23 protein-coding genes are annotated in these 24,189 nt (G+C 65.7%); 8 read left to right on the top strand and 15 right to left on the bottom strand.

The window, feature by feature from the left end:
• The first annotated feature begins 42 nt into the window (after positions 1–42).
• Positions 43–1,434 carry a GABA permease gene (gene gabP, locus DIE11_RS30170; protein WP_059600629.1) on the top strand — a complete coding sequence of 464 codons (1,392 nt, stop codon included), beginning with the start codon at positions 43–45 and terminating at the stop codon, positions 1,432–1,434.
• Positions 1,435–1,601: 167 nt separating this feature from the next.
• Here the strand turns inward: gabP and ychF are convergent, their stop codons facing one another.
• Positions 1,602–2,696 (bottom strand): redox-regulated ATPase YchF, encoded by a 1,095-nt coding sequence (ychF, locus tag DIE11_RS30165; RefSeq protein ID WP_059608048.1) that lies wholly within the window; start codon positions 2,694–2,696, stop codon positions 1,602–1,604.
• Positions 2,697–2,943: 247 nt separating this feature from the next.
• Here ychF and DIE11_RS30160 point away from each other — a divergent pair, with 247 nt between their 5' ends.
• The 4 genes from DIE11_RS30160 to DIE11_RS30145 all read left to right on the top strand — a co-directional run bounded on the left by DIE11_RS30160 (position 2,944) and on the right by DIE11_RS30145 (position 7,601).
• The gene (locus DIE11_RS30160) at positions 2,944–4,122 is read left to right on the top strand and encodes a UbiH/UbiF family hydroxylase (RefSeq protein WP_059608049.1); all 1,179 of its coding nucleotides are present in this window, start codon (positions 2,944–2,946) and stop codon (positions 4,120–4,122) included.
• A gap of 90 nt (positions 4,123–4,212) precedes the next feature.
• Positions 4,213–4,941, top strand: a complete 729-nt coding sequence (locus DIE11_RS30155) for a DsbC family protein (protein WP_124629072.1) — start codon at positions 4,213–4,215, stop codon at positions 4,939–4,941.
• Positions 4,942–5,057: 116 nt separating this feature from the next.
• Entirely contained in the window at positions 5,058–6,857 is a 1,800-nt protein-coding gene (locus DIE11_RS30150; RefSeq protein ID WP_124629071.1) for a M61 family metallopeptidase, read from the top strand.
• Between the two features lie 147 nt (positions 6,858–7,004).
• Positions 7,005–7,601 (top strand): FMN-dependent NADH-azoreductase, encoded by a 597-nt coding sequence (locus tag DIE11_RS30145; protein WP_059608052.1) that lies wholly within the window; start codon positions 7,005–7,007, stop codon positions 7,599–7,601.
• 117 nt (positions 7,602–7,718) lie between these two features.
• Here DIE11_RS30145 and DIE11_RS30140 read toward each other — a convergent pair whose 3' ends face one another.
• The 8 genes from DIE11_RS30140 to rpe form a co-directional block, all read right to left on the bottom strand.
• Positions 7,719–8,627 (bottom strand): uracil-DNA glycosylase, encoded by a 909-nt coding sequence (locus DIE11_RS30140; RefSeq protein ID WP_124629069.1) that lies wholly within the window; start codon positions 8,625–8,627, stop codon positions 7,719–7,721.
• A gap of 13 nt (positions 8,628–8,640) precedes the next feature.
• Positions 8,641–9,267, bottom strand: coding sequence for a CYTH domain-containing protein (locus DIE11_RS30135; protein ID WP_124629067.1), 627 nt, complete (start codon positions 9,265–9,267; stop codon positions 8,641–8,643).
• On the bottom strand, positions 9,267–10,052 hold the full coding sequence (gene trpC / locus DIE11_RS30130; RefSeq protein WP_059608055.1) for an indole-3-glycerol phosphate synthase TrpC: 786 nt from the start codon (positions 10,050–10,052) through the stop codon (positions 9,267–9,269). Before trpC ends, DIE11_RS30135 begins: the two co-directional genes overlap by 1 nt.
• Positions 10,053–10,081: 29 nt before the next feature.
• On the bottom strand, positions 10,082–11,113 hold the full coding sequence (gene trpD / locus DIE11_RS30125; protein WP_059608056.1) for an anthranilate phosphoribosyltransferase: 1,032 nt from the start codon (positions 11,111–11,113) through the stop codon (positions 10,082–10,084).
• A gap of 13 nt (positions 11,114–11,126) precedes the next feature.
• Positions 11,127–11,726 carry an aminodeoxychorismate/anthranilate synthase component II gene (locus DIE11_RS30120; protein ID WP_059608057.1) on the bottom strand — a complete coding sequence of 200 codons (600 nt, stop codon included), beginning with the start codon at positions 11,724–11,726 and terminating at the stop codon, positions 11,127–11,129.
• A 13-nt stretch (positions 11,727–11,739) separates the two neighbouring features.
• Positions 11,740–13,233 (bottom strand): anthranilate synthase component I, encoded by a 1,494-nt coding sequence (gene trpE, locus DIE11_RS30115; protein ID WP_124629065.1) that lies wholly within the window; start codon positions 13,231–13,233, stop codon positions 11,740–11,742.
• 358 nt (positions 13,234–13,591) lie between these two features.
• Entirely contained in the window at positions 13,592–14,347 is a 756-nt protein-coding gene (locus DIE11_RS30110; protein ID WP_124629063.1) for a phosphoglycolate phosphatase, read from the bottom strand.
• A gap of 4 nt (positions 14,348–14,351) precedes the next feature.
• Complete coding sequence (gene rpe, locus DIE11_RS30105; RefSeq protein WP_006482066.1) at positions 14,352–15,038, bottom strand: ribulose-phosphate 3-epimerase; 687 nt, start codon at positions 15,036–15,038, stop codon at positions 14,352–14,354.
• A 177-nt stretch (positions 15,039–15,215) separates the two neighbouring features.
• Here rpe and apaG point away from each other — a divergent pair, with 177 nt between their 5' ends.
• Positions 15,216–15,590 (top strand): Co2+/Mg2+ efflux protein ApaG, encoded by a 375-nt coding sequence (apaG, locus tag DIE11_RS30100; protein WP_057924835.1) that lies wholly within the window; start codon positions 15,216–15,218, stop codon positions 15,588–15,590.
• Between the two features lie 14 nt (positions 15,591–15,604).
• Here apaG and DIE11_RS37190 read toward each other — a convergent pair whose 3' ends face one another.
• Positions 15,605–15,748, bottom strand: coding sequence for a hypothetical protein (locus DIE11_RS37190; protein WP_006758475.1), 144 nt, complete (start codon positions 15,746–15,748; stop codon positions 15,605–15,607).
• A 28-nt stretch (positions 15,749–15,776) separates the two neighbouring features.
• Here DIE11_RS37190 and DIE11_RS30095 point away from each other — a divergent pair, with 28 nt between their 5' ends.
• Positions 15,777–16,901, top strand: a complete 1,125-nt coding sequence (locus tag DIE11_RS30095) for a murein transglycosylase A (RefSeq protein ID WP_226118160.1) — start codon at positions 15,777–15,779, stop codon at positions 16,899–16,901.
• Positions 16,902–17,037: 136 nt separating this feature from the next.
• On the opposite strand, the gene paaK is transcribed toward DIE11_RS30095, so the two are convergent.
• From paaK to paaN, 5 genes are all read right to left on the bottom strand, one after another.
• A complete protein-coding gene (paaK, locus tag DIE11_RS30090) occupies positions 17,038–18,336 on the bottom strand; it encodes a phenylacetate--CoA ligase PaaK (RefSeq protein WP_124629059.1) in 1,299 nt (432 codons plus the stop codon).
• 38 nt (positions 18,337–18,374) lie between these two features.
• Positions 18,375–18,827 carry a hydroxyphenylacetyl-CoA thioesterase PaaI gene (paaI, locus tag DIE11_RS30085; protein WP_059608061.1) on the bottom strand — a complete coding sequence of 151 codons (453 nt, stop codon included), beginning with the start codon at positions 18,825–18,827 and terminating at the stop codon, positions 18,375–18,377.
• Position 18,828: 1 nt separating this feature from the next.
• Positions 18,829–19,620, bottom strand: coding sequence for a 2-(1,2-epoxy-1,2-dihydrophenyl)acetyl-CoA isomerase PaaG (gene paaG / locus DIE11_RS30080; RefSeq protein WP_124629057.1), 792 nt, complete (start codon positions 19,618–19,620; stop codon positions 18,829–18,831).
• Between the two features lie 45 nt (positions 19,621–19,665).
• A complete protein-coding gene (gene pcaF, locus DIE11_RS30075) occupies positions 19,666–20,868 on the bottom strand; it encodes a 3-oxoadipyl-CoA thiolase (RefSeq protein ID WP_124629055.1) in 1,203 nt (400 codons plus the stop codon).
• A gap of 87 nt (positions 20,869–20,955) precedes the next feature.
• On the bottom strand, positions 20,956–22,662 hold the full coding sequence (gene paaN / locus DIE11_RS30070) for a phenylacetic acid degradation protein PaaN (protein ID WP_124629053.1): 1,707 nt from the start codon (positions 22,660–22,662) through the stop codon (positions 20,956–20,958).
• Positions 22,663–22,791: 129 nt separating this feature from the next.
• Here paaN and DIE11_RS30065 point away from each other — a divergent pair, with 129 nt between their 5' ends.
• Positions 22,792–23,568 (top strand): enoyl-CoA hydratase, encoded by a 777-nt coding sequence (locus DIE11_RS30065; protein ID WP_059532675.1) that lies wholly within the window; start codon positions 22,792–22,794, stop codon positions 23,566–23,568.
• The last annotated feature ends 621 nt before the right edge of the window (positions 23,569–24,189 follow it).

Below are 24,189 nucleotides of genomic sequence, written 5' to 3'. Positions count from 1 at the left end.
CGATACCCGGTCATATCGGAACCGTTTTTTGGAGAGAGACACATGAGTGGAAGCAAGACAGGCCTCGGCACGGGTCTGAAGCAGCGTCACGTGACGATGATGTCGATTGCCGGCGTCATCGGCGCCGGCTTGTTCGTTGGCTCCGGCCACGCGATCGCGGAAGCCGGCCCGGCTTCGATCCTCGCGTATGCGATCGCGGGCGTCCTGGTCGTGCTGGTGATGCGCATGCTCGGCGAGATGGCCGTCGCGCATCCGGACAGCGGTTCGTTCTCGACCTATGCCGATCGCGCGATCGGCCACTGGGCCGGTTTCACCATCGGCTGGCTGTACTGGTGGTTCTGGGTGCTCGTGATCCCGATCGAGGCGACGGCCGCCGCGACCATTCTCAATGCATGGTTCCCCGGCGTCGCGACCTGGATCTTCGCGCTCGGCATCACGTTGCTGCTGACGATCACCAACCTCTTCTCGGTCAAGAACTACGGCGAATTCGAATTCTGGTTCGCGCTGATCAAGGTCATCGCGATCGTCGTGTTCCTATGCATCGGCGGCGCGGCGATCGTCGGTATCGTGCCCGCGCCGGCCGTATCGGGCGTGTCGAACCTCTTCGCGCACCAGGGCTTCATGCCGAACGGCGCCGGCGCGGTGCTCGCGGCGATGCTGACGACGATGTTCTCGTTTCTCGGCACCGAGATCGTGACGATCGCGGCCGCCGAGTCGGACAACCCGCAACGCCAGATCGTGCGTGCGACGAACTCCGTCATCTGGCGTATCACGCTGTTCTATCTCGGCTCGATCCTCGTCGTCGCGGCCATCGTGCCGTGGAACGATCCGCTGCTGCCGAAGCACGGCTCGTATCAGCGCGCGATGGAACTGATCGGGGTTCCGAACGCGAAGGCGATCATCGACGTGATCGTGCTCGTGTCCGTCGCGAGCTGCCTGAATTCCGCGCTCTACACCGCATCGCGGATGCTGTTCTCGCTGTCCAAGCGCAAGGACGCGCCCGCGTTCCTGCATAGCACCGATTCGACCGGCACGCCGCGTGCGGCCGTGCTCGCATCGACCGCATTCGGTTTCCTGACCGTGATCGCGAACTACCTGATGCCGGAGCAGGTATTCGGCTTCCTGCTGGCGACGTCGGGCGCGATCGCGCTGCTCGTGTATCTCGTGATCGCGATTTCGCAGCTGCGGATGCGCAAGACGCTCGAATCGAGCGGCGCCGACCTGACGCTGCGGATGTGGCTGTTCCCGTGGCTCACGTGGGCGGTGATCGTGTTCATCTGCGGCACGCTGACCGTGATGTTCGTCAGCGAGGAACACCGGATGGAAGTGGGGGCGACGGCCGTGCTCGCGCTGCTCGTGTTGTTTGCTTCGTGGTTGAACAAGCGCGGTCGTGATGCGCGAGCAGGTGCTGGGCGGCGGGTGTCGGCGACGTGATGACGTGACGATCCGAAGGCGGGCAGCGGTGCTCGTCTTTGGCCGACGGGCAAGTCCGTGGATGAAAAATGGGCCGATTGGCATTTGCCAATCGGCCCATTTGCTTTTCGTTCCGGATGCGCATCAGGCGATGCCGAGCGTATCGCACGGCATCGGCATTGCACGTATCAGACGTTGAACAGGAAGTTCATCACATCGCCGTCGTGCACGACGTATTCCTTCCCTTCCGCGCGCATCTTGCCGGCTTCCTTCGCACCCTGTTCGCCCTTGTACGCGACGAAATCGTCGAATGCGATCGTCTGTGCGCGAATGAAGCCGCGCTCGAAATCGGTGTGGATCACGCCGGCCGCTTGCGGTGCCGTGTCGCCAATATGGATCGTCCACGCGCGCACTTCCTTCACGCCCGCGGTGAAGTAGGTCTGCAGGCCGAGCAGCTTGAAGCCCGCGCGGATCACGCGGTCGAGGCCCGGCTCTTCCATGCCCATGTCGGCGAGGAACGCTTCCTTGTCCGCATCGTCGAGATCGGCGATTTCCGCTTCGATCGCTGCGCACACCGCGACGACCGGCGAGTTCTCGCTTTCCGCGTACTTGCGCACTGCGTCGAGATGAGGGTTGTTCTCGAAGCCGTCGTCCTTCACGTTCGCGACGTACATCGCCGGCTTCGCCGTGATCAGGCAGAACGGCTTGAGCAGCGCCTGCTCGTCGTCCGACAGATCCAGGCCGCGCACGGCCTTGCCCTGGTCGAGATGCGCGCGAACCTTTTCGAGCACCGCAGCGAGCTTCACCGCTTCCTTGTCGTTGCCCGACTTCGCGGCCTTCGAGTAGCGGGTGAGCGCCTTCTCGACGGTGCCGAGGTCGGCGAGCGCGAGTTCGGTGTTGATCACTTCGATGTCGTCGATCGGGCTGACCTTGCCCGCGACGTGGATGACGTTGTCGTCCTCGAAGCAGCGCACGACGTGCGTGATCGCATCGGTTTCGCGGATGTTCGCGAGGAACTGGTTGCCGAGGCCTTCACCCTTGCTCGCGCCCGCGACGAGGCCTGCGATGTCGACGAATTCGACGACGGCCGGCACGATGCGCTCCGGGTTGATGATCTCGGCGAGCGCCTTCAGGCGCGCGTCCGGCACCTCGACGATGCCGACGTTCGGTTCGATCGTGCAGAACGGGTAGTTCTCGGCGGCGATGCCGGCCTTGGTCAGTGCATTGAACAGGGTGGACTTGCCGACGTTGGGCAAGCCGACGATGCCGCATTTGAGACTCATGGAATCCTTCGGACGGGTAAGGCGGCGCGGCCGGACAGGGCACGGCGGCGCGGGAAAATAGGGACGGCCGGCGCGTGGGGCGCGGCGGGCCGACGTTCAAAGGCGCTATTGTACCGTGCCGACGCCCCGGTTTCCGGCCTTCCCCCGAATGCCCGATGCGGCGGGCCGTCGCGCTGCCGGGCCGGCCCGCGATTATGCTGATTTCCCGCAAAGTCCGGCCGCGTAAGGGATTGGCCCCGCGGCTATAATGCCCGCCATGACTGCCCACCACACCTTCGACGTCGCCGTGGTCGGCGGCGGGCTCGTCGGCAAGACGGCCGCGCTCGCGCTGACCCAGTCCGGCTACAAGACCGCCTTGCTCGCCCAGCCGGCCACGCCGCGCCCGGCCGATCTCGCGTTCGACACGCGCATCTACGCGCTGTCGTCCAGCTCGCAGGCCTTGCTGGAGCGGCTGCGAGTCTGGCAGGCGCTCGACCATGGCCGGCTCGCGCCGGTCTACGACATGCGCGTGTACGGCGATGCGCACGCGGAACTGCATTTCTCCGCGTACCAGGCCTCCGTGCCGCAACTGGCCTGGATCGCCGAATCGTCGCTGATCGAGACGTCGCTCGATGCCGCGCTGCGGTTCCAGCCGAACCTCACGTGGTTCGATGCGCGCGCGCAGGGCTTCGACGTGCACGACGACGCGGCCGTGCTCACGCTGTCGTCGGGGCAGGTGCTGGAAGCCGATCTCGTCGTCGGCGCCGACGGCGCGCATTCGTGGGTGCGCTCGCAAATGGGGGCCAAGGTCGAACGGCGCGACTACCGGCAAACCGGCGTCGTCGCGAACTTCAAGGCATCGCTGCCGCACCGCGAGACGGCCTGCCAGTGGTTTCACGAAGGCGAGATCATCGCGTTGCTGCCGCTGCCGGACGGTCACGTATCGCTCGTGTGGTCCGCGCACACCGCGCACGCGGACGAATTGCTCGCACTCGATCCGGCGCAGCTCGCGGCCGAAGTCGAGCGCGTGTCGCACGGTCAGGTCGGGGCACTCGAATGCGTGACGCCCGCGGCCGGCTTCCCGCTCGCGCTGCAGACCGTCGACAAGCTGATCGCCCCGCGTGTCGCACTCGTCGGCGATGCCGCGCATCTGATCCACCCGCTCGCGGGGCAAGGGATGAACCTCGGGCTGCGCGACGTCGCGGCGCTCGCCGATGCGATCGCGAACAAGGAGAGCTTCCGCAACCTCGGCGATACGGTGCTGCTGCGCCGCTACGAGCGTTCGCGCCGCGAGGACATCCGCGCGTTGATGGTCGCGACCGACGGGCTGCAGCGGCTGTTCGCGGTGCCTGGCTCCTTTGCGAAGGCGGTGCGCAACGCGGGCATGGCGTTCGTCGGTGCGCAACCGCTCGTGAAGCGCTGGCTCGTGTCGGCCGCGCTCGGCTGATCGAACCTTCGCGCCTTCGGCCTGTCGGACAGGGTTCCGTTACGGCGTACACTGTGACGTGCACTCCGATTGAGCTGAAGGAACTACAGGATGAAAAAAACGATCCGCATCGCATCGCTGGCGATGGCCGTCACGATGGCGACGCTCGGCTGCACCGCGCAGGCCGACCAGACCACCGACAAGCTGAAAGCCACGCTGCAAGCGCGTCTCGGCAACGACGCGCCGATCAAGAGCGTGTCGAAATCTCCGGTCGCGGGCCTGTACGAAGTGAACCTCGGTACGCAGATCATCTATAGCGATGCAGCCGGCGACTACGTGCTGCTCGGCGATCTCGTCGACACCAAGACGCACAAGAACCTGACCGACGCGCGCCTTTCCGACCTCAACAAGATCGATTTCGCGAGCCTGCCGCTCGCGAACGCGATCAAGGTCGTCAAGGGCAACGGCGCACGCAAGATCGCTGTGTTCTCCGATCCGAACTGCCCGTACTGCAAGCGCCTCGAGACGACGTTGCAGTCGATCGACAACGTGACCGTCTACACGTTCCTGTATCCGGTACTGTCGCCCGATTCGACCGCGAAGTCGAAGGCGATCTGGTGCGCGACCGACCGCGCGAAAACCTGGCAGAGCTGGATGCTCGACCATCGCGTGCCGACCGGCGCCGGCACCTGCGATACGACCGCGCTCGACAAGAACCTCGCGCTCGGCCGGGGGATGAACGTCACCGGCACGCCGACGATCTTCCTGCCCGACGGCCGCCGCCTGCCGGGCGCGGTGTCGGCCGACCAGCTGAACCAGGCGCTCGCGTCGAGCAAGTAAACTGACCGACACCCCGGGCTGCATGGCCCGGCCAGCGAGGGGCGCCCGCGATATCAGCCGGCGCCTCTCTTCGTTTCCGCTGCCGTATTCCGTCCGATTTTCGTCCGATTCCCACGATGACCCAGCCGATCCGTTATTCGATTGCCCCGAAAGATCTTGCCGCGCACCTGTTCGAAGTGTCGGTGACGGTCGCCGATCCCGATCCCGAAGGCCAGCGCTTCTCGCTGCCGGTGTGGATTCCCGGCAGCTACCTCGTGCGCGAGTTCGCGCGCAACATCGTGACGCTCGCCGCGTTCAACGACGCGGGCCGCAAGGTGCGGATCGCGAAAACCGACAAGAACACGTGGCAGGCCGCACCGGTGAACGGCGCGCTGACGCTGCGCTACGACGTGTACGCGTGGGACCTGTCGGTCCGCTCCGCGTATCTCGACGAATCGGGCGGCTTCTTCAATGCCACGGCCGTGTTCCTGAGCGTCGCCGGCCACGAGGCTGCGCCGTGCGAGGTCGACATCGCGAAACCGGCGGGCCCGGCATTCCGCACGTGGCGCGTCGGTACGTCGCTGCCCGAGGCACGCGGCACCCGGCGCTATGGGTTCGGCGGGTACCGCGCATCGAACTACGACGAACTCACCGACCATCCGGTGACGATCGGCGAATTCGCGCTGGCGACGTTCGACGCGCACGGCGTGCCGCACGACATCGTGATCGCCGGGCGCGTGACGCAGCTCGACATGGAGCGGCTGCGCGCCGACCTGAAGCGCGTGTGCGAGGCGCAGATCGCGCTGTTCGAGCCGAAGTCGAAGAAGGCGCCGATGGACCGCTACGTGTTCATGACGCTCGCGGTCAGCGACGGCTACGGCGGCCTCGAGCACCGTGCGTCGACCGCGCTGATCTGCAACCGCACCGATCTGCCGGTGAAGGGCCGGCCGGAGACGACGGAGGGCTATCGCACGTACCTCGGCCTGTGCAGCCACGAGTATTTCCATACGTGGAACGTGAAGCGTATCAAGCCGGCCGCGTTCGTGCCGTATGACCTCGCGCGCGAAAATTACACGTCGCTGTTGTGGCTGTTCGAGGGCTTCACCTCGTATTACGACGATCTGATGCTCGTGCGCAGCGGGCTGATGTCGCAGGACGAATATTTCGCGGCGCTCGGGCGCACCATCGGCGGCGTGCTGCGCGGCACGGGGCGGCTGAAGCAGAGCGTCGCGGAAAGTTCGTTCGACGCGTGGATCAAGTACTACCGCCAGGACGAGAACGCGACCAATGCGATCGTCAGCTACTACACGAAGGGTTCGCTTGTCGCGCTCGCGTTCGATCTCGCGATCCGCGCGCAGACGCGCAATCGCAAGTCGCTCGACGACGTGATGCGCTTGCTGTGGCAACGCTACGGACGCGAGTTCTATCGCGGCAAGCAGGCGGGCGTCGAGGAAAACGAGGTCGAGACGCTGATCGAGGAAGCGACGGGCGTCGCGCTCGGCAGGCTGTTCTCCGACGCCGTGCACGGCACGCGCGACCTGCCGCTCGCCGAATTGCTCGCGCCGTTCGGCGTGACGCTCGCGCCCGAAGTCGCGCCTGGCGCGGCCGCGAAGCCGACGATCGGCGCGCGCCTGCGCGGCGGCGCGGACTGCACGCTGGCGGCGGTATACGAAGGCGGCGGCGCGCATCGCGCGGGCCTGTCGGCCGGCGACACGCTGATCGCGCTCGACGGGCTGCGCGTCACCGGCACGAACCTCGACACGCTGCTCGCGCGCTACCGCCCGGGCGACAAGGTCGAGGTGCATGCATTCCGCCGTGACGAGCTGCGGACCGCGAAACTGAAGCTCGACGGGCCGGAAGTCGCGCGCTACCGGCTCACGGCCGCCGCAAAGCCGGCTGCCGCGCACAAGGCCCGGGAAGCCTGGCTGAAGGGCTGAGCATGCACGAGCGGGTTTCGGGGTGCGATCAACGATTGTTCTGCTGTTGCAACAATCCGTCGCCTTGAACCCGCTTTTTCGCGACCATGCGGCCACGCACAATGGCGTCACTCGCGCTACCGAAGCGCAACCAAACCGGAGCCTGACATGACGACCATTCTGCAAATCAATTCCGCGGCGCGCTCGCAAGGTGCGCAATCCACGCTGCTGGCCAACGAACTGACGGCAAAGCTGCAACAATCGAACCCCGGCGCGAAGGTCGTGGTTCGCGACCTGCTGGCCGACGCGCTGCCGCACCTCGATGAATCGGTGCTCGGCGCATTCTTCACGCCGGCCGACCAGCGCAACGCGGAACAGAATGCGATCGTCGCGAAGAGCGATGCACTGATCGCTGAACTGCAGGCCGCCGACATCATCGTGATCGGCGCACCGATGTACAACTTCGGTGTCTCGTCGCAACTGAAGACGTATTTCGACTGGATCGCCCGTGCAGGCGTCACGTTCCGCTACACCGAGAACGGTCCGGAAGGCCTGATCAAGGGCAAGAAGGTTCACGTAGTGACGGCGCGCGGCGGCAAGTACCTCGGCACGCCGAACGACAGCCAGACGCCGTTCCTGCGCACGTTCCTCGGCTTCATCGGCTTGACCGACGTGAGCTTCATCCACGCGGAAGGCCTGAACCTCGGGCCGGATGCACAGAGCGCCGCGCTCGCCGGCGCCCGCGAAGCGATCGCTGCCGCGTAAGGCCGATGCGGGTGCGTTGCACCCGCTGCGTCGCCAGATAAAAAAACGCCGCGTCCCGAAAGGGGCGCGGCGTTTTCACGTGATGCGGACGAAAGCTGGAAGTTGAACGCGGAACGGTTACGCGAGCGTTTCGGCCACCTCCGGCAGGCGCCAGTCGATCGGCTCGCGACCCGCTTCGACCAGATAGTCGTTCGCGAGCGCGAAGTGGCGGCAACCGAGGAAGCCGCGGTGTGCGGACAGCGGCGACGGATGCGGCGCCTCGAGCACGCAGTGCGCGCTCGCATCGAATAGCGCGCGCTTCGCCTGCGCATGCGCGCCCCACAGCATGAACACGAGGCCGCGATGGCGGCTGGCGAGTTCGCGGATCAGCGTGTCCGTGCATTGTTCCCAGCCGCGCCTCGCGTGGCTCGCGGCCGCGCCGCGCTCGACCGTCAGCACGGTGTTGAGCAGCAGCACGCCCTGGCGCGCCCAGGTATCGAGGCAGCCGTGACGCGGCGTGTCGTGGCCGAAATTCGCGGCGATTTCCTTGAAGATGTTGCGCAGCGACGGCGGCGTGCGCACGGCCGGCGGCACCGAGAACGCCAGGCCATGCGCCTGCGGCGTACCGCGGTCGTCGCCGTGGTACGGGTCCTGGCCGAGGATCACGATCTTCACGTCGTCCGGGCTTGTCAGGCGCAACGCCCGAAACACGTCGGTCGGGTAGACCGTCTTGCCGGCCGCGCGTTCGTCGTCGACGAAGCGGCACAGCGGTGCATACGCATCGCTGTCGATGAAGGGTTTCAGCACGTCGCGCCAGACGGCCGGCAGCGCGTCGAACTGCGCGGCGAGGTGTGGGACGTGCGCGGCGGCAGCGGGCTGCGGCGCGGCGGAGGCCGGGGCGGCTGCCGCGGGCTTCTTTGCGGGCCTGCGCCCAGCCGCGGCCGGCGCGGGCGCCGAGGCGGAAACATCGTCCAGCGCCGTTTCCGGCACGGGATCGTCGAACAGCGACGCCTGTTGCGGCGTGCGGAGAGTCTTGCGGGTTGCCATGCGTGATGCGGGTTTATTGCGCGCGCAGCCGGTAGCCGCGCTGCGCCTTGCTGATGTTTTCGGGGGCGAGGCCCGGCAGCGCTTGCTGCAGTTCGGCGGCGAGTGTCGCGAGCGCAGCTTCCGGGCCGTCGATCAGTTCGAGTTCGATTTCGCTGATCGGTTCGCGGCGCGTATCGTTTTCCGCCTGGACGACGATCTCGCCGATGTCCACTGCGGCCTCGACGGTTGCGCCGCCGATTGCGATGCGCCACAGCGTACGCGAAAAATCCGTCCGGAACAGCGCGTGCAGCGCCGGCGCCGCGTCGCGCAGCGCGGTGGCCGCGTTCGGCACGTCGCACGCGGAGACGAGCGCATCGATTTCGAGCGCATCGCCGGCGACGGGCAACTCCCATTCATGGCGGCGATGCAGGCCGGCTTCCGCGCTGCCGACCGTCTTGAACGTCTGCAGCCAGCCGTGCGGCGTGCGGCGCACGCGCACCGCGCTTTTCGAACGGGCCAGCGCGAGATCGGGCGTGTCGTAGTAGACGTTCGCGAGCGCGATGACATCGCCGGCTTCGCCGGTCAGCGTCTCGAAAAAGCGCCGCGCGGCATCGGCCTCGCCGGCCGGCAGCGCAAGCTTGATTTCCTTTTCGATCGCCATCAGAAGAACATCCGCGCGAGTTCCTCGCCCGGCTGCTCGGCGCGCATGAACGCCTCGCCGACGAGGAACGCGTTCACGTTCGCCGCGCGCATCGTGTCGACGTCGGTGCGCGACAGGATGCCCGACTCGGTCACGACCATGCGGTCCGGCGGAATCATGTCGAGCATGTCGAGCGTGGTCTGGATCGACGTCTCGAACGTGCGCAGGTTGCGGTTGTTGATGCCGAGCAGCGGTGTCTTCAGCGTCAGCGCCTGTTCCATCTCGTCGCGGTCGTGAACTTCGACCAGCACCGCAAGGCCGAGCGAGTGCGCATACGCCTCGAGGTCCTGCATCAGCGGCGTGTCGAGCGCGGCCGCGATCAGCAGGATCGCGTCGGCGCCCATCGCGCGCGCTTCGAGAATCTGGTACGCATCGACGATGAAGTCCTTGCGCAGCACCGGCAGCGTGCAGGCCGCGCGCGCTTCCTCGAGATAGCGGACACTGCCCTGGAAGAATTGCTCGTCGGTCAGCACCGACAGGCACGCGGCGCCGTGCGCCGCATACGAGCGTGCGATGTCGGCCGGCACGAAATGCTCGCGCAGCACGCCCTTCGACGGGCTCGCCTTCTTGATTTCGGCGATCACCGCCGCGTTGCCGGCCGCCTGCTTCGCACGCAGCGCGCCGACGAAGTCGCGCAGGTCGCGCGCGGATGCGTCCAGCTTCAGTGCCTCGAGCGGCGTGCTGCGCATGGCCGCCGCGACTTCGTCGCGCTTGACGGCGATGATTCGGTCGAGAATGTCGCTCATGTGGGTTCCTGCTTGATTCGTAAAGGGAGTCAGCGCTTGAACTGCTGCGTGAAACGCACGAGTTCGTCGACCTTCGCGCGCGCCTTGCCGCTCGCGACCGCTTCGCGGGCGAGCTGGATGCCGTCCGCGATCGATTCGGCGATATTGGCCGCATAGAGCGCGGTGCCCGCGTTCAGCGTGACGATCTCGCGTGCGACGCCCGGCTTGTTGTCCAGCGCGCCGAGCAGCATCGTGCGCGATTCTTCGGCATTTTCCACCTTCAGCGTGCGGTTCGACACCATCTGCAGGCCGAAGTCCTCCGGATGGATCTCGTATTCGTGCACCTCGCCGTCGCGCAATTCGCCGACGAGCGTCGCGGCGCCGAGCGACACTTCGTCCATCCCGTCCTTGCCGTATACGACGAGCACGTGCTGCGCGCCGAGGCGCTGCATCACGCGCACCTGGATGCCGACGAGGTCGGGATGGAACACGCCCATCAGCTGGTTCGGCGCGCCGGCCGGATTGGTCAGCGGGCCGAGGATGTTGAAGATCGTCCGCACGCCGAGCTCGCGGCGCACGGCCGCGATGTTCTTCATCGCCGGATGATGGTTCGGCGCGAACATGAAGCCCATGCCGGTTTCGGCGATCGACGCGGCAACCTGGTCGGGCTGCAGATCGATGTTCACGCCGAGCGCCTCGAGCACGTCGGCGCTGCCGGACTTGCTCGACACGCCGCGGTTGCCGTGCTTCGCGACCTTCGCGCCGGCCGCGGCCGTGATGAACATCGACGCGGTCGAGATGTTGAACGTGTGCGAGCCGTCGCCGCCCGTGCCGACGATGTCGACGAAGTTCGAGTTGTCCTGCACTACGACGTGGTTCGCGAATTCGCGCATCACGGTCGCGGCGGCGGCGATCTCGCCGATCGTCTCCTTCTTCACGCGCAGCCCGGTGATGATCGCGGCCGCCATCACGGGAGACATGTCGCCGCGCATGATGAGCCGCATCAGGTGCAGCATCTCGTCGTGGAAGATCTCGCGGTGTTCGATCGTGCGTTGCAGCGCTTCCTGCGGGGTAATCGTCATCGTGCGTCTCCCGTCAGGCCGCCGGCGCGGCTGCCCGGGCCGTCGCGCGATTCTGCTTCAGGAAATTCTCGAGCAGCGCGTGGCCGTGCTCGGAGAGGATCGATTCCGGGTGGAACTGCACGCCTTCGATCGGCAGCGTCTTGTGACGCACGCCCATGATCTCGCCGTCGTCGGTCCACGCGGACACCTCGAGGCAGTCGGGCAGCGATTCGCGTTCGATCGCGAGCGAATGGTAGCGGGTGACGTCGAAATGCTTCGGCAGGTCGGCGAACACGCCGCGGCAGTCGGTTTCGATCCGGCTCACCTTGCCGTGCATGATGGTCTTCGCGCGCACGACGCGGCCGCCGAATGCTTCGCCGATCGCCTGATGGCCGAGGCAGACGCCGAGGATCGGTTTCTTGCCCGCGAATTCGCGCAGCACGTCCAGCGTAATGCCCGCGTGCTGCGGGTTGCTCGGGCCGGGCGACAGGCAGATCGCGTCGGGGTTCAGGCGCGCGATCTCGTCGAGCGTGATTTCGTCATTGCGGTACGTGCGCACGTCCTCGCCCAGTTCGCCGAAGTACTGGACCAGGTTGTAGGTGAACGAGTCGTAGTTGTCGATCATGAGCAGCATGGTCAGTCTCCGGTCAGAAGTCGCTATCGAGGCCGTCCTGGACCTGTTCGGCCGCACGCAGCACCGCGCGCGCCTTGTTCTCGGTCTCTTGCCATTCGGATTCGGGCACCGAGTCCGCGACGACGCCGGCCGCCGCTTGCACGTACAGGTTGCCGTTGTGGATCAGGCCCGTGCGGATCGCGATCGCGAGATCCATCTCGCCCGAGAACGACAGGTAGCCGACGGCGCCGCCGTACAGCCCGCGCTTGATCGGCTCGAGCTCGTCGATCAGTTCCATCGCGCGCACCTTCGGCGCGCCGGACAGCGTGCCGGCCGGGAACGTCGCGCGCAGCACGTCGTAGTTCGTCATGCCGGGCTTCAGCTTGCCTTCGACCGAGCTGACGATGTGCTGCACGTGCGAGTACTTCTCGATCACCATTTTGTCGGTCACCTGCACCGAGCCGATCTCCGCGATGCGGCCGACGTCGTTGCGCGCGAGGTCGATCAGCATCACGTGCTCGGCGATTTCCTTCGGATCGTTCAGCAGTTCGGTCGCGAGTTCCGCGTCGCGCTCGGGCGTGTTGCCGCGCGGACGCGTGCCGGCCAGCGGACGGATCGTGACGATCTGGTCATCGCCGCGCTTTTCCTGGCGCACGAGGATTTCCGGCGATGCGCCGACCACGTGGAAATCGCCGAAGTTGTAGTAATACATGTACGGCGACGGATTCAGCGAACGCAGCGCGCGATACAGCGACAGCGGATTGTCGCGGTACGGCTTCGTCAGCCGCTGGCCGACCTGGATCTGCATCAGTTCGCCGGCCGCGATGTATTCCTTCGCCTGGCGCACGGCGGCCAGATAGTCTTCCTTCTTGAACTCGCGGAACGTCTCGGTGCGCACGCTCGCCGACGTCACGGGCGGCTGCACGGTCGTGCGCAGGCGCTGCTTCAGTTCGCGCAGGCGTTGCTTTGCCTTCGTATAGGCCTCTGGCTGGGCCGGGTCCGCATAGATGATCAGGTAGAGCTTGCCGGCGAGATTGTCGATCACCGCGACTTCCTCGGTGAGCAGCAGCTGGATGTCGGGCAGGCCGAGATCGTCGCGCGGCGCGGTGTTCGCGAGCTTCTTCTCGATGTAGCGCACCGCGTCGTAGCCGAAATAACCGGCGAGGCCGCCGCAGAAGCGCGGCAGGCCCGGGCGCTGCGCGACCTTGAAGCGCGCCTGGAACGACTCGATGAATTCGAACGGGTCACCGTTGTGCGTCTCGACGACCTGGCCGTCGCGCACCACCTCGGACACGCCGTTGCGGGTGCGCACCAGCGTGCGTGCGGGCAGGCCGATGAACGAATAGCGGCCGAAGCGTTCGCCGCCGACCACCGACTCGAGCAGGAAGGAGTTGGCGCCCGCGCGTTCAGGCTGGGCCAGCTTCAGGTAGAGGGACAGCGGCGTTTCGAGGTCGGCGAGCGCTTCCGCGATCAGCGGGATGCGGTTGTAGCCTTCGTTCGCCAGCGATTGGAATTCGAGTTCGGTCATGTTCCGGTCCTGTTCGGGACGAGCGGCGGAGTGCGCCAGGGATCACTTGACGCTGCGCGGGCTGCCGTCGGCGAAAGGGCGGTCGATCGAGAAGTGCCTGTTGCCGGCCGGCACTCCGGGCGTGAACGTCGCGAGCCTGCGGCCGATCCTGAACGCAAGCGTTCGGACACGGTAGAACTCGAGGTGGTGCGACGATCGGCGCGCGGATGCGCAGCGAGATAAAAAACGGCGCTGAAGACGTGCCTCAGCGTACCTCATCGAAGAGGTTAGCGCGACCAGCGACGCCAGGGCCAGGCTCCCCGGTCGATGCTGCTCAGACTCCGTTTTTTATTCAGAAACATGCGGATGGAAGAAATAATCAGATGGTTGGCCGGCCGGCGTTGTGCGCGGTAATCGCGCGGGCCGCGACCAGCAACGAATCGACTATACCATCCGAATTTATCGTTTGTATAGCTTTGCCGTGGTTGTAGCCGTACGGCACCGTCAGCGTCGCCATTCCCGCCGCGCGGCCCGCCAGCGCGTCGTTTTCCGAGTCGCCGATCGCGACCGCCGCGTCCGGCGCGACGCCGAGCGCGTCGCAGGCCGTCAGCATCGGCAGCGGATCGGGCTTCTTGCGCGCGACGCTGTCGCCGCCGAGCACGATGCCGAAGCGATCGATCAGCCCGTATTGCTCAAGCAGCTCTACGGCGAAACGGTGCGGCTTGTTCGTCACGCACGCGAGCCGGATGCCGGCCGCGCGCAGCGCGTCGAGGCCGGTTGCGACGTCCGGATAGAGGCGCGTGTGGCGGCCGTTGATCTTCGCGTATTCGGTCTGATAGATCGCGAGCGCGTCGTCGAAGCGCGCGTGCGCCTCGTCGGGCGCGAAGCGCGGCTTCAGCACGCTGTGGATCAGGTGCTCGGAGCCCTTGCCGACGTAGCCGATCACCTCGTCGCGCGACGTGGCCGGCGCGCCGAGCTGCGCGAGCATCCCGTTCAGCCCGGCCGTGAAATCGTCGGCCGTGTCGACCATCGTGCCGTCGAGGTCGATCAGCGCCGCGTCGATGCGCGGCGTCGCGAAACGGATCGTGCCGTCGGCTGCGGCCGGTGCCTGACGGGCCTGCGAGGAATTGGCCACGGCGTCAGCTCCGCTCGACGGTGGCGAGCGCGGCGCGCATCTCGTCGATCACCTTGCGGTAGTCGGGCTTGCCGAAGATCGCCGAACCCGCGACGAAGGTATCCGCGCCGGCTGCCGCGATTTCCGCGATGTTGTCGGCCTTCACGCCGCCGTCCACCTCGAGCAGGATCTCGCGGCCGGTGCGCTCGGTGTATGCGTCGATGCGCGCGCGTGCTTCGCGCAGCTTGTTCAGCGTTTCCGGAATGAACGACTGGCCGCCGAAACCCGGGTTCACCGACATCAGCAGCACGAAGTCGAGGCGGTCCATCACGTGGTCGAGATAGTTCAGCGGCGTCGCCGGGTTGAACACGAGGCCGGCCTTGCAGCCGTGATCGCGGATCAGCGACAGCGTACGATCGATGTGGTCCGAACCTTCCGGGTGGAAGCTGATCAGGTTCGCGCCGGCTTTCGCGAAATCGGGCACGATCCGGTCGACCGGGCGCACCATCAGATGCACGTCGATCGGCACCTGCACGTGCGGGCGGATCGCCTCGCAGACGAGCGGGCCGATAGTGAGGTTCGGCACATAATGGTTGTCCATCACGTCGAAGTGAATCCAGTCGGCGCCGGCGGCGACCACGTTGCGGACTTCTTCGCCGAGCCGTGCGAAGTCGGCCGACAGGATGCTGGGAGCGATGCGGAATTGAGTCATGACAGGGGAGCGGGGACGCTGCGGCGCAAAACCGCCATTCTACCGTCCGGCGACCCGGTGCGCGGCGACGGGCCGTGCGGTTGCGGCCCGATTCCGAATAGAATGCCGAACCAGTGCGGCGCGCCCGCGGCCCTGCCGCTCCAGTTGGCGCGGGCGGTTACCTACAGCGGAAACATCATGAGTCAGTATCAGTTCACCGTTTCGGTGAAAACCAGCTACTTGCCGGAACAATCCGACCCCGATCGACGTCAATACGCATTCGCGTACACGCTGACCATCCGCAATACCGGGCAGGTCGCGGCGCAGCTGATCGCGCGTCACTGGATCATCACGGACAGCGAAAACCACGTGCAGGAAGTGAAGGGGCTCGGCGTCGTCGGGCACCAGCCGCTGCTGCAGCCGGGCGAACAGTTCGAATACACGAGCTGGGCCGTGATCGCGACGCCGGTCGGCACGATGCGCGGTGCGTACTTCTGCGTGGCGGAGGACGGCGAGCGGTTCGACGCGCCGGTCGACGAGTTCGCGCTGCACATGCCGCGCACGCTGCATTGAGCGTGCGGGGCCGGTCAGCGCGGCTGGCGGTCGTTGCCGCGGGCGTGCTTCTTCCTGCCCGACGACGTCCACACGACGATGAAGATCAGCAGGGCAAGCGCTACGAAAGCCTCGAGCGCGAAGATGAGCATCGGATATTGGTCGAGAAAATCTGACATGGCGGTTTCCATCAAGAACGAACATTGTATGTGGTTTGGGCCCCGGGCGGCCGGCTGGGTTGTGGCGGCCGCGACGGCAGCGCTGCTTGCCGCATGCGGCGGCGCGCCGACGCGGACGTCGGCGCTCAAGCCGCCGACCGGCGCGGCGATCGTGCCAGGGCAGGTTGCCGCGAAGCGGCTCACGCCGGTCGCGTGGCAGCAGGTGCCGGGGTGGCAGGACGATTCGCTGATCGGCGCGACGGCCGCGCTGCGGCAGAACTGCGTGCGGCTCGCGCGCCAGCCCGCATGGCAGCGCGCCTGCGCGGCCGCCGACCGACTCGACGAGCTCGACGTCGGCAGCGCACGTGCATTCTTCGAAACGTATTTCACGCCGTTTCAGCTGGCGAACACCGACGGCACGCTCGACGGGCTCGTGACCGGCTATTACGAGCCGCTGCTGCACGGCTCCCGCGTGCGTCGCGGCCCTTACCAGTACGCGCTGTACCGCTGGCCGGCTGGCTATCGCGCCGGTGCCGCGCTGCCCGCTCGCGCGCAGCTCGAGCGGGCCGGCATCCTCAACGGCAACGAACTCGTGTGGGTCGATGATCCGATCGAGGCGTTCTTCCTGCAGGTGCAGGGTTCGGGGCGCGTGCTGCTCGACGACGGTTCGGTGATGCGGGTCGGCTTCGGCGGCACCAATAACCAGCCGTATCGCTCGATCGGCAAGTGGCTGCTTGATCGCGGCGAGCTGACGCCCGCGCAGGCGACGATGCAGGGCATCAAGGCTTGGGCGAAGGCAAACCCGACTCGCGTGGATGCGTTGCTCGATACGAATCCACGATTCGTGTTCTTCCGCGACATGCCGACGAAGGAAGATGCGCCGCACGGCGGCGCGGACGGCCCGATCGGCGCACTCGGCGTGCCGCTCACGGCGGAGCGTTCGATCGCGGTCGATCCGTCGTCGATCCCGCTCGGCACACCGGTGTTCCTGCAGACCACGCGTCCGCTGACGAATACGCCGATGAACCGGCTCGTGTTCGCGCAGGACACGGGTTCCGCGATCAAGGGCGGCGTGCGGGCGGACTATTTCTGGGGGCTGGGCGACGACGCCGGCGACCAGGCCGGACGGATGAAGCAGATCGGCCGGATGTGGCTGCTGTTCCCGAATTCATGATGCGCGGTGGTGCCGGCGTATACGTGTAGCCTGGCATCAAAGCGAAACAGCCCGATCGGTGTTGGCCGGTCGGGCTGTTTTTTTGCCTCGCGATTGCTGTTGCGCGCGGCGGTCGGGGGGCGGGGGGCTGGGGGTATCAGCCCTTGCGCTTGTCGATCACGCGGCGTGCCTTGCCGACCGAACGCTCGATCCCGTTCACGGGCAGCACATTGATCACGGCCGTCACGCCAATCAGCGACTTGATGTCGTGCGCGAGCGCTTGTTTCGCCGCATGGATCGCCGCCGTGTCGGGGGCAGTTTCGGGGCACGGCTCGACATTGAGCGTCAGCACGTCGAGCGGACCTTCCTTCGTCAGCACGATCTGATAGTGCGGTGCAAGCGCACGCTGTTTCAGCAGCTGCTCCTCGATCTGCGTCGGGAAGACGTTGACGCCCCGCACGATCATCATGTCGTCCGAGCGCCCGGTGATCTTTTCCATCCGGCGCATCGTGCGGGCGGTGCCGGGCAGCAGACGCGTGAGGTCGCGCGTCCGGTAGCGGATGATCGGCAGCGCTTCCTTCGTCAGCGACGTGAAGACCAGTTCGCCAAGTTCGCCGTCCGGCAATACCTCGCCGGTGTCGGGGTCGATAATTTCCGGATAGAAGTGATCTTCCCAGATGGTCGGGCCGTCCTTGGTCTCGACGCATTCCGATGCGACGCCGGGACCCATCACTTCGGACAGCCCATAGATGTCGACCGCGTCGATGCCCATCCGATGCTCGATGGCCACGCGCATGTCGTTGGTCCAGGGCTCCGCGCCGAAGATGCCGATGCGCAGCGAGCTTTGTGCGGGGTCGAGGCCCTGGCGCTCGATCTCGTCGGCGATCGACAGCATATAGCTCGGCGTCACCATGATGATGTCGGGCCGGAAATCCTGGATCAGCTGCACCTGCTTTTCGGTCTGGCCGCCGCCGAACGGAATCACGGTCAGTCCCGCGCGTTCGGCGCCGTAGTGTGCGCCGAGCCCGCCGGTGAACAGCCCGTATCCATAACTGACATGAACCTTGTCGCCACGCCGCGCACCGGCCGCGCGGATCGAGCGCGCGACGAGATTGGCCCAAGTGTCGATGTCGCGCGCCGTATAGCCGACGACGGTCGGCTTGCCGGTCGTGCCCGACGACGCGTGAATGCGCGAGATCTGGTCCTGCGGCACCGCGAACATCCCGAACGGGTAGCTGTCGCGCAGGTCGCTCTTGGTCGTGAACGGGAAGCGCGACAGATCCGCGAGCGTCTTCAGGTCGTCGGGATGCACGCCCGCTTCGTCGAATTTGCGGCGATAGACGGGAGAGTGGTCATACGCATGCCGGAGCGACCACTTCAGGCGTTCAAGCTGCAGTGCGGTAAGCTCGTCGCGTGAGGCGGTCTCGATCGGCTCGAGCGGTAGCGGGGTAGTCATGCCTGTCTCCAGTGATTGTTATGAGCGAGCGGTGGACGTCAACGCTCTTCCGGCAGCACCGTGCCCTTGATCTGGGCCGATTTGCCCCGAAACATCGCGACCGTTTCGCCTGTCTGGTTCGTGACGCGGATGTCATAGATGCCGTGCCGGCCGCTGCGCGTCTGCTCGATCGCTTCGGCCGTCAGCAGGTCGTTACCGTATACGGGACGCAGGTATTCGATCGAGCAGCCGGCCGCAACGGTATTCAGGTTGTACGAGTTGCATGCGAACGCGAAGGTCGAATCGGCGAGCGTGAAGATGATGCCGCCGTGACAGGTCTGATGTCCGTTCAGGAATTCCGGCCGTACGCGCATCTGCAGGCGTGCGTAGCCGGCCCGCACTTCGGCGATTTCCATGCCGAACGCGCGGCTGCAGGCGTCTGCGTCGTACATGGCCCGTGCCGTCGCACGGGCGAGCGCATCGGGGGTGAGCGTGTCGTTGGAGGTGGTCATGTCAACGCCCCTCGAAGCGCGGCGCACGCTTCTCGATGAACGCCTTCACGCCTTCCGCGTAGTCGTATGACTGGCCGAGCTTACGCTGCAGGTCGCGTTCGAGGTCGAGCTGCTGATCGAGCGTATTCGTGACGCTGTCGCGCATCGACTGCTTGATCGACGCGATTGCGAGCGTCGGTTGCTGCGCGAGCTGATTGGCGAGCTGACGCGCCAGCGCGGCGAGCGCATCGTCGTCGACCGCGCGCCAGATCAAGCCCCATTGTTCGGCCTGTTCGGCGCCGAGCTTGTCGCCGGTCAGGGCCAGCCCCAGCGCGCGTGCCATGCCGACGCGTTGCGGCAGGAACCACGTACCGCCCGAATCGGGCACGAGCCCGATCTTGACGAAGGCCTGGATAAAGCTGCTCGAGCGTGCCGCGAACACGATGTCGCAGGCGAGTGCGAGATTCGCGCCGGCGCCCGCCGCCGTCCCGTTGACGGCGGCGATCACCGGAATCGGCATGCGTTGCAGGCGGCGGATCAGCGGATTGAAATGCTCGTCGATCAGCGTGCCGAGGTCGGTGGACGCGCCCGGCGTGAAGTCGAGATCGGCCAGGTCCTGGCCTGCGCAAAAGCCGCGCCCCGCACCCGTCAGGATCAGCGCACGTGCGCCGGCCGTCTCGACTTCATCGAGCGCAGACTGCAGTTCGCGGTGCATCGCCCGCGTGAAGCTGTTCAGCTTGTCCGGGCGGTTGAGGGTGATCGTGGCCACGCGGGCAGTCTGATCGATATCCAGCTGAATCGCCTGATATGACATGCAGTGTCTCCTTCATGACTTCGTTATAGGCGCGCGTCGCGTCGGTTACATGCGCTCGATGGCGATCGCGATGCCCTGGCCGACGCCGATGCACATCGTACAGAGTGCAAAGCGGCCGCCCGTACGCTCGAGTTGGTGAAGCGCCGTGGTCACGAGCCGAGCGCCCGATGCGCCGAGCGGGTGACCGAGCGCGATCGCACCGCCGTTCGGGTTCACGCGCGGATCGTCGTCGGCGACACCGAGCATGCGCAACACCGCGAGACCTTGCGAGGCGAACGCTTCGTTCAGCTCGATCACGTCGAACTGGTCGATCGTCATCCCGAGCTGGCGCAACAGTTTCTGCGTGGCCGGCGCCGGGCCGATCCCCATCACGCGCGGTTCGACGCCTGCGGTCGCCATACCGACGACGCGTGCGCGGCGGCGCAGCCCATACTGATCGGCGGCTTCCGCGTTGGCGAGCAGCAGTGCGCATGCGCCGTCGTTGACGCCCGACGCGTTGCCGGCCGTCACCGAGCCGTCCGGGCGCACGACGCCCTTCAGCTTCGCGAGCGCTTCGAGCGACGTTTCTCGCGGATGCTCGTCACGCGATACGACGAGCGGGTCGCCTTTCTTCTGCGGAATCGTCACCGGGACGATTTCCTCGGCGAGCGTGCCGTCCTGCTGCGCACGCGCGGCCTTCTGCTGGCTGCGCAGCGCGAACAGGTCCTGATCGGCACGGCTGATGCCGTAGTCGACCGCGACGTTCTCGGCCGTCTCCGGCATCGAATCGACGCCGTATTGCTGTTTCATCAGCGGATTGACGAAACGCCAGCCGATCGTCGTGTCGAAAATGGCGGTCTGGCGTGCGAATGCGCTGGTGGCCTTGCCCATCACGAACGGCGCGCGCGTCATGCTTTCGACGCCGCCCGCGATCATCAAGCGTGCCTCGCCCGCCTTGATCGCGCGCGCGGCGGTGCCGACGGCGTCCATGCCCGAACCGCACAGCCGGTTCAGCGTCGTACCCGGCACGGCGATCGGCAGGCCCGCGAGCAGTGCGGACATGCGCGCGACGTTGCGGTTGTCTTCGCCGGCCTGGTTTGCGCAGCCGTAGATCACGTCGTCGATGGCCGACCAGTCGACATTGCGGTTGCGTTCGATCAGCGCCGTGAGCGGCACCGCACCGAGATCGTCGGCACGAACGTCTTTCAGGGAGCCGCCGTAGCGGCCGATGGGGGTGCGAATCGCGTCGCAGATGTAGGCGTCGGTCATGGGGGTGTCGATGTGCAACGAACCTGCCGGTTGGCAGATTCGTTCATGGTAGAGAACGTGACGGCGTTTGCACGTCGGCCATTCGGGTTATGCCGTTTGGCCGGCTTCCGCAGGTACAGCCTTCGGCGCAACATGGACGCGGCTTTGCACCACGCGGAACCGGTTGGCGACGAACGCCGGATCGGCGAGCGCCGCGTTGGCGGCCGGGTTCGCGCCGGTGCCGTGGAAGTCGGAGAACGCAGCCGACTGGTTGACGAATACGCCGCCCGTCAGGTTGATCGACAGCGCGACGCCGCCACGCACCGCTGCATCGTGCGCAGCGTCGAGGACCTTGTCGTCGGTGCTGTAGACGGAGAGCGTCAGCGCACCATGTTCCGCGGCGATTTTGCCGGCGAGATCGAGCGATTGCGCGGTCGAGTCGGTCGCGATCACGAACGAGATCGGGCCGAACCACTCCTGCGTGAATTTCGCTTGGTCGGCCACGTCGAGTTGCAGCACGAGCGGCGTGCGCACCCGAGCGTCGGCGAATGTCGGATGCTGGAGCGTCTGGCTGTCAGCGAGCACACGACCGAGCTTGCGGGCGTCGTCGATACGCGCGACCACGCCGTCGTTCTGGATCGCGCCGATCAGTTCGACCGAGCGAGCCGGGTCGCCGGTCAGTTTCTGCACGGAGACAGCGATCGCCTGGGCGACTTCGTCGAAGCTTGCATGGCCGTCTGCCGTCCGGATGCCGTCGCGCGGCACGTAAATGTTCTGCGGTGCCGTGCACATCTGGCCGGAGTACAGCGCTAACGAGAACGCGATGTTCTTGGCCGCGGCCTTCAGGTCGTCGGTCGAGTCGATCACGATCTGGTTGACACCGGCCTTCTCGGTATACACCTGTGCTTGATGGGCATGGTGTTCGAGCCACGTGCCGTTTTGCGTGCTGCCCGTGAAGTCGATCAGCTTGATTTCAGGACGCAGCGCGAGGTCCTGCACGAGGGCGCCGTCGTTCGGCTCGGTCGCGAGGAGCGTGACGACGTTCGGATCGAAGCCGGCTTCGCGCAGCACGTCGCGGGCGATGCGGACCGTGATCGCGAGCGGCAGGATCGCGCCCGGATGAGGTTTGACGATCACCGTGTTGCCGGTCGCCAGGTCGGCGAACAGGCCGGGGTAGCCGTTCCAGGTCGGGAACGTGCAGCAGCCGAGCACGAGGCCGGTGCCGCGCGGGACGATCGTGTAGCGCTTGTGCATCGCGAGCGGCGGGTTCTTGCCTTGCGGCTTTTCCCAGTGTGCATCGGCCGGGATGCGGCGCAACTCGTCCCAGGCGTAGGCGACCGCTTCGAGCGCACGATCCTGCGCGTGTGGGCCCCCGGCCTGGAATGCCATCATGAACGCTTGGCCCGTCGTGTGCATCACGCTGTAGGCAATTTCGAAGCTCGCGCGATTCAGCCGTGCGAGGATTTCGAGACTGACGCCGATCCAGGCGCTCGGGCCGGCTTCGCGCCATGCGCGCTGGGCCGCGGCGGCCGCGGCAATCAGTTCGTCGGGTGTCGATTTCGGATAGCGGATGCCCAGCGCGATCCCGTACGGCGACTGCTCCGCGCCGACGGTTCCGCCGGACACCGGCTGGTCGAGCACGAACGTGTTGCCGAGGTGTGCCTTGAACGCCGCTTCGCCGTCGGCGTTGGCGCTTTCCCCGTACACTTTGGGACTCGGCATTTCCGCGAACGGGCTCCAGTACCCGCGGCTCTCGATGGCGGCGAGGGCGTGTTTCAGCGTGTCTTCGTGCTTCGTGAACAGTGCATGGGTCATGGCGGCAGCCTGATGGACATAGGGAAGGGTTGGATCGATTAATTAACCGACCGGTTGGTCGGAGAATGGTAGCATCAAACTATTCGCATGTGCGAGGCGTTTCTCATTTCATTGATCGAGGAGAAATAGATGTCTTACGAGAACATCCTGGTGGAGACCCGGGGGCGAGTCGGGCTGATCACACTGAACCGTCCGAAGGCGCTGAATGCGCTGAACGATGCGCTGATGGATGAGTTGGGCGCTGCGCTGAAGGCGTTCGACGCAGACGACGCGATTGGCGCGATCGTCGTGACGGGGAGCGAGAAGGCGTTCGCGGCCGGGGCCGACATCGGCATGATGGCGACCTATTCCTATATGGATGTTTATCGCGGCGACTACATCACCCGTAACTGGGAGACCGTCCGCGAGATCCGCAAGCCGATCATTGCTGCCGTGGCGGGCTTTGCGCTTGGCGGTGGTTGCGAGCTCGCGATGATGTGCGACATCATCTTCGCAGCGGATACGGCCAAGTTCGGCCAGCCCGAAATCAAGCTGGGCGTGATGCCGGGCGCAGGCGGCACGCAGCGTCTGCCGCGCGCGGTGTCCAAGGCGAAGGCAATGGACATGTGCCTGACGGCGCGCTTCATGGACGCGGCCGAGGCGGAACGGGCGGGGCTCGTGTCGCGCGTGCTGCCGGCTGACAAACTTCTCGACGAAGCGATTGCCGCTGCAACGACGATTGCCGAGTTCTCACTGCCGGCGGTCATGATGGTCAAGGAGTCGGTGAATCGCGCGTACGAGACGACACTGGCTGAGGGTGTCCATTTCGAGCGTCGACTGTTCCATTCGCTGTTCGCGACCGAAGATCAGAAGGAAGGGATGGCGGCATTCGTCGAAAAGCGGAAGCCGGTATTCAAGAACCGCTGATTTGGCGGTAGCTGGGCGGCGCCTGGCGAGCGGCGGGTGTCGGTCGTCGGTAAGATCACCCGGGGCAGTGAGCCCGAAGCCCCCGTGCGCGTTAGCGCACGGGGGCTTTTTCAAAATATTTTCACAAAAGGGGTTGCGCAGACCGGGGCAGGTGCTTAGAATCACGCCTCTTTCGCGCTAACGGAAACGCGGCGCGGGGGGAGAAGGGAAGCGGTGCGATGTAGGGTGGGTTGTCGAGCCCCGGCGCACATGAAGTTGAACCCAGTCGTCGCAACGAAGCAGTTCAAAAAGTTGTTGACTGACTGAAAAAGACGGTTCATAATCTCGCTTCTCTGCTGCTGAAAACGCAGCGCTGCTGAGAAACTTCAGGTTTCTCGCAGAAATGCTCTTTAAAAATTAACAGCCGATAAGTGTGGGCGCTTGATGGAAGCGAGCTGATCTTCGGATCAGATAGCGAAAGTATCAAGAGTCTCACACTAAAGTAAGTCAGGTTTATGAAGTGATTCATATTCCTGTCAGCTTTGAGTGAGCGACCGGTTCGAAAGAACCGAAAACAGTAACAGGTTTAAACTGAAGAGTTTGATCCTGGCTCAGATTGAACGCTGGCGGCATGCCTTACAC

This window comes from Burkholderia sp. Bp9012, assembly GCF_003853825.1.
GTDB lineage: Bacteria > Pseudomonadota > Gammaproteobacteria > Burkholderiales > Burkholderiaceae > Burkholderia > Burkholderia diffusa.
This window is presented reverse-complemented; position numbering and strand designations above follow the sequence as displayed.

Bases quoted from the DNA above. Each gene is read 5' to 3' on its own strand.
- DIE11_RS30095 (WP_226118160.1), top strand. From the start codon at position 15,777: ATGTGGTTTGGGCCCCGGGCGGCCGGCTGGGTTGTGGCGGCCGCGACG.
- DIE11_RS30145 (WP_059608052.1), top strand. From the start codon at position 7,005: ATGACGACCATTCTGCAAATCAATTCCGCGGCGCGCTCGCAAGGTGCG.
- DIE11_RS30150 (WP_124629071.1), top strand. From the start codon at position 5,058: ATGACCCAGCCGATCCGTTATTCGATTGCCCCGAAAGATCTTGCCGCG.
- DIE11_RS30160 (WP_059608049.1), top strand. From the start codon at position 2,944: ATGCCCGCCATGACTGCCCACCACACCTTCGACGTCGCCGTGGTCGGC.
- trpE (WP_124629065.1), bottom strand. From the start codon at position 13,233: ATGACCGAACTCGAATTCCAATCGCTGGCGAACGAAGGCTACAACCGC.
- DIE11_RS30155 (WP_124629072.1), top strand. From the start codon at position 4,213: ATGAAAAAAACGATCCGCATCGCATCGCTGGCGATGGCCGTCACGATG.
- DIE11_RS37190 (WP_006758475.1), bottom strand. From the start codon at position 15,748: ATGTCAGATTTTCTCGACCAATATCCGATGCTCATCTTCGCGCTCGAG.
- trpD (WP_059608056.1), bottom strand. From the start codon at position 11,113: ATGACGATTACCCCGCAGGAAGCGCTGCAACGCACGATCGAACACCGC.
- rpe (WP_006482066.1), bottom strand. From the start codon at position 15,038: ATGACTCAATTCCGCATCGCTCCCAGCATCCTGTCGGCCGACTTCGCA.
- DIE11_RS30135 (WP_124629067.1), bottom strand. From the start codon at position 9,267: ATGGCGATCGAAAAGGAAATCAAGCTTGCGCTGCCGGCCGGCGAGGCC.
- DIE11_RS30065 (WP_059532675.1), top strand. From the start codon at position 22,792: ATGTCTTACGAGAACATCCTGGTGGAGACCCGGGGGCGAGTCGGGCTG.
- trpC (WP_059608055.1), bottom strand. From the start codon at position 10,052: ATGAGCGACATTCTCGACCGAATCATCGCCGTCAAGCGCGACGAAGTC.
- gabP (WP_059600629.1), top strand. From the start codon at position 43: ATGAGTGGAAGCAAGACAGGCCTCGGCACGGGTCTGAAGCAGCGTCAC.
- paaI (WP_059608061.1), bottom strand. From the start codon at position 18,827: ATGACCACCTCCAACGACACGCTCACCCCCGATGCGCTCGCCCGTGCG.
- apaG (WP_057924835.1), top strand. From the start codon at position 15,216: ATGAGTCAGTATCAGTTCACCGTTTCGGTGAAAACCAGCTACTTGCCG.
- DIE11_RS30140 (WP_124629069.1), bottom strand. From the start codon at position 8,627: ATGGCAACCCGCAAGACTCTCCGCACGCCGCAACAGGCGTCGCTGTTC.
- paaG (WP_124629057.1), bottom strand. From the start codon at position 19,620: ATGTCATATCAGGCGATTCAGCTGGATATCGATCAGACTGCCCGCGTG.
- DIE11_RS30120 (WP_059608057.1), bottom strand. From the start codon at position 11,726: ATGCTGCTCATGATCGACAACTACGACTCGTTCACCTACAACCTGGTC.
- paaN (WP_124629053.1), bottom strand. From the start codon at position 22,662: ATGACCCATGCACTGTTCACGAAGCACGAAGACACGCTGAAACACGCC.
- ychF (WP_059608048.1), bottom strand. From the start codon at position 2,696: ATGAGTCTCAAATGCGGCATCGTCGGCTTGCCCAACGTCGGCAAGTCC.
- paaK (WP_124629059.1), bottom strand. From the start codon at position 18,336: ATGACTACCCCGCTACCGCTCGAGCCGATCGAGACCGCCTCACGCGAC.
- pcaF (WP_124629055.1), bottom strand. From the start codon at position 20,868: ATGACCGACGCCTACATCTGCGACGCGATTCGCACCCCCATCGGCCGC.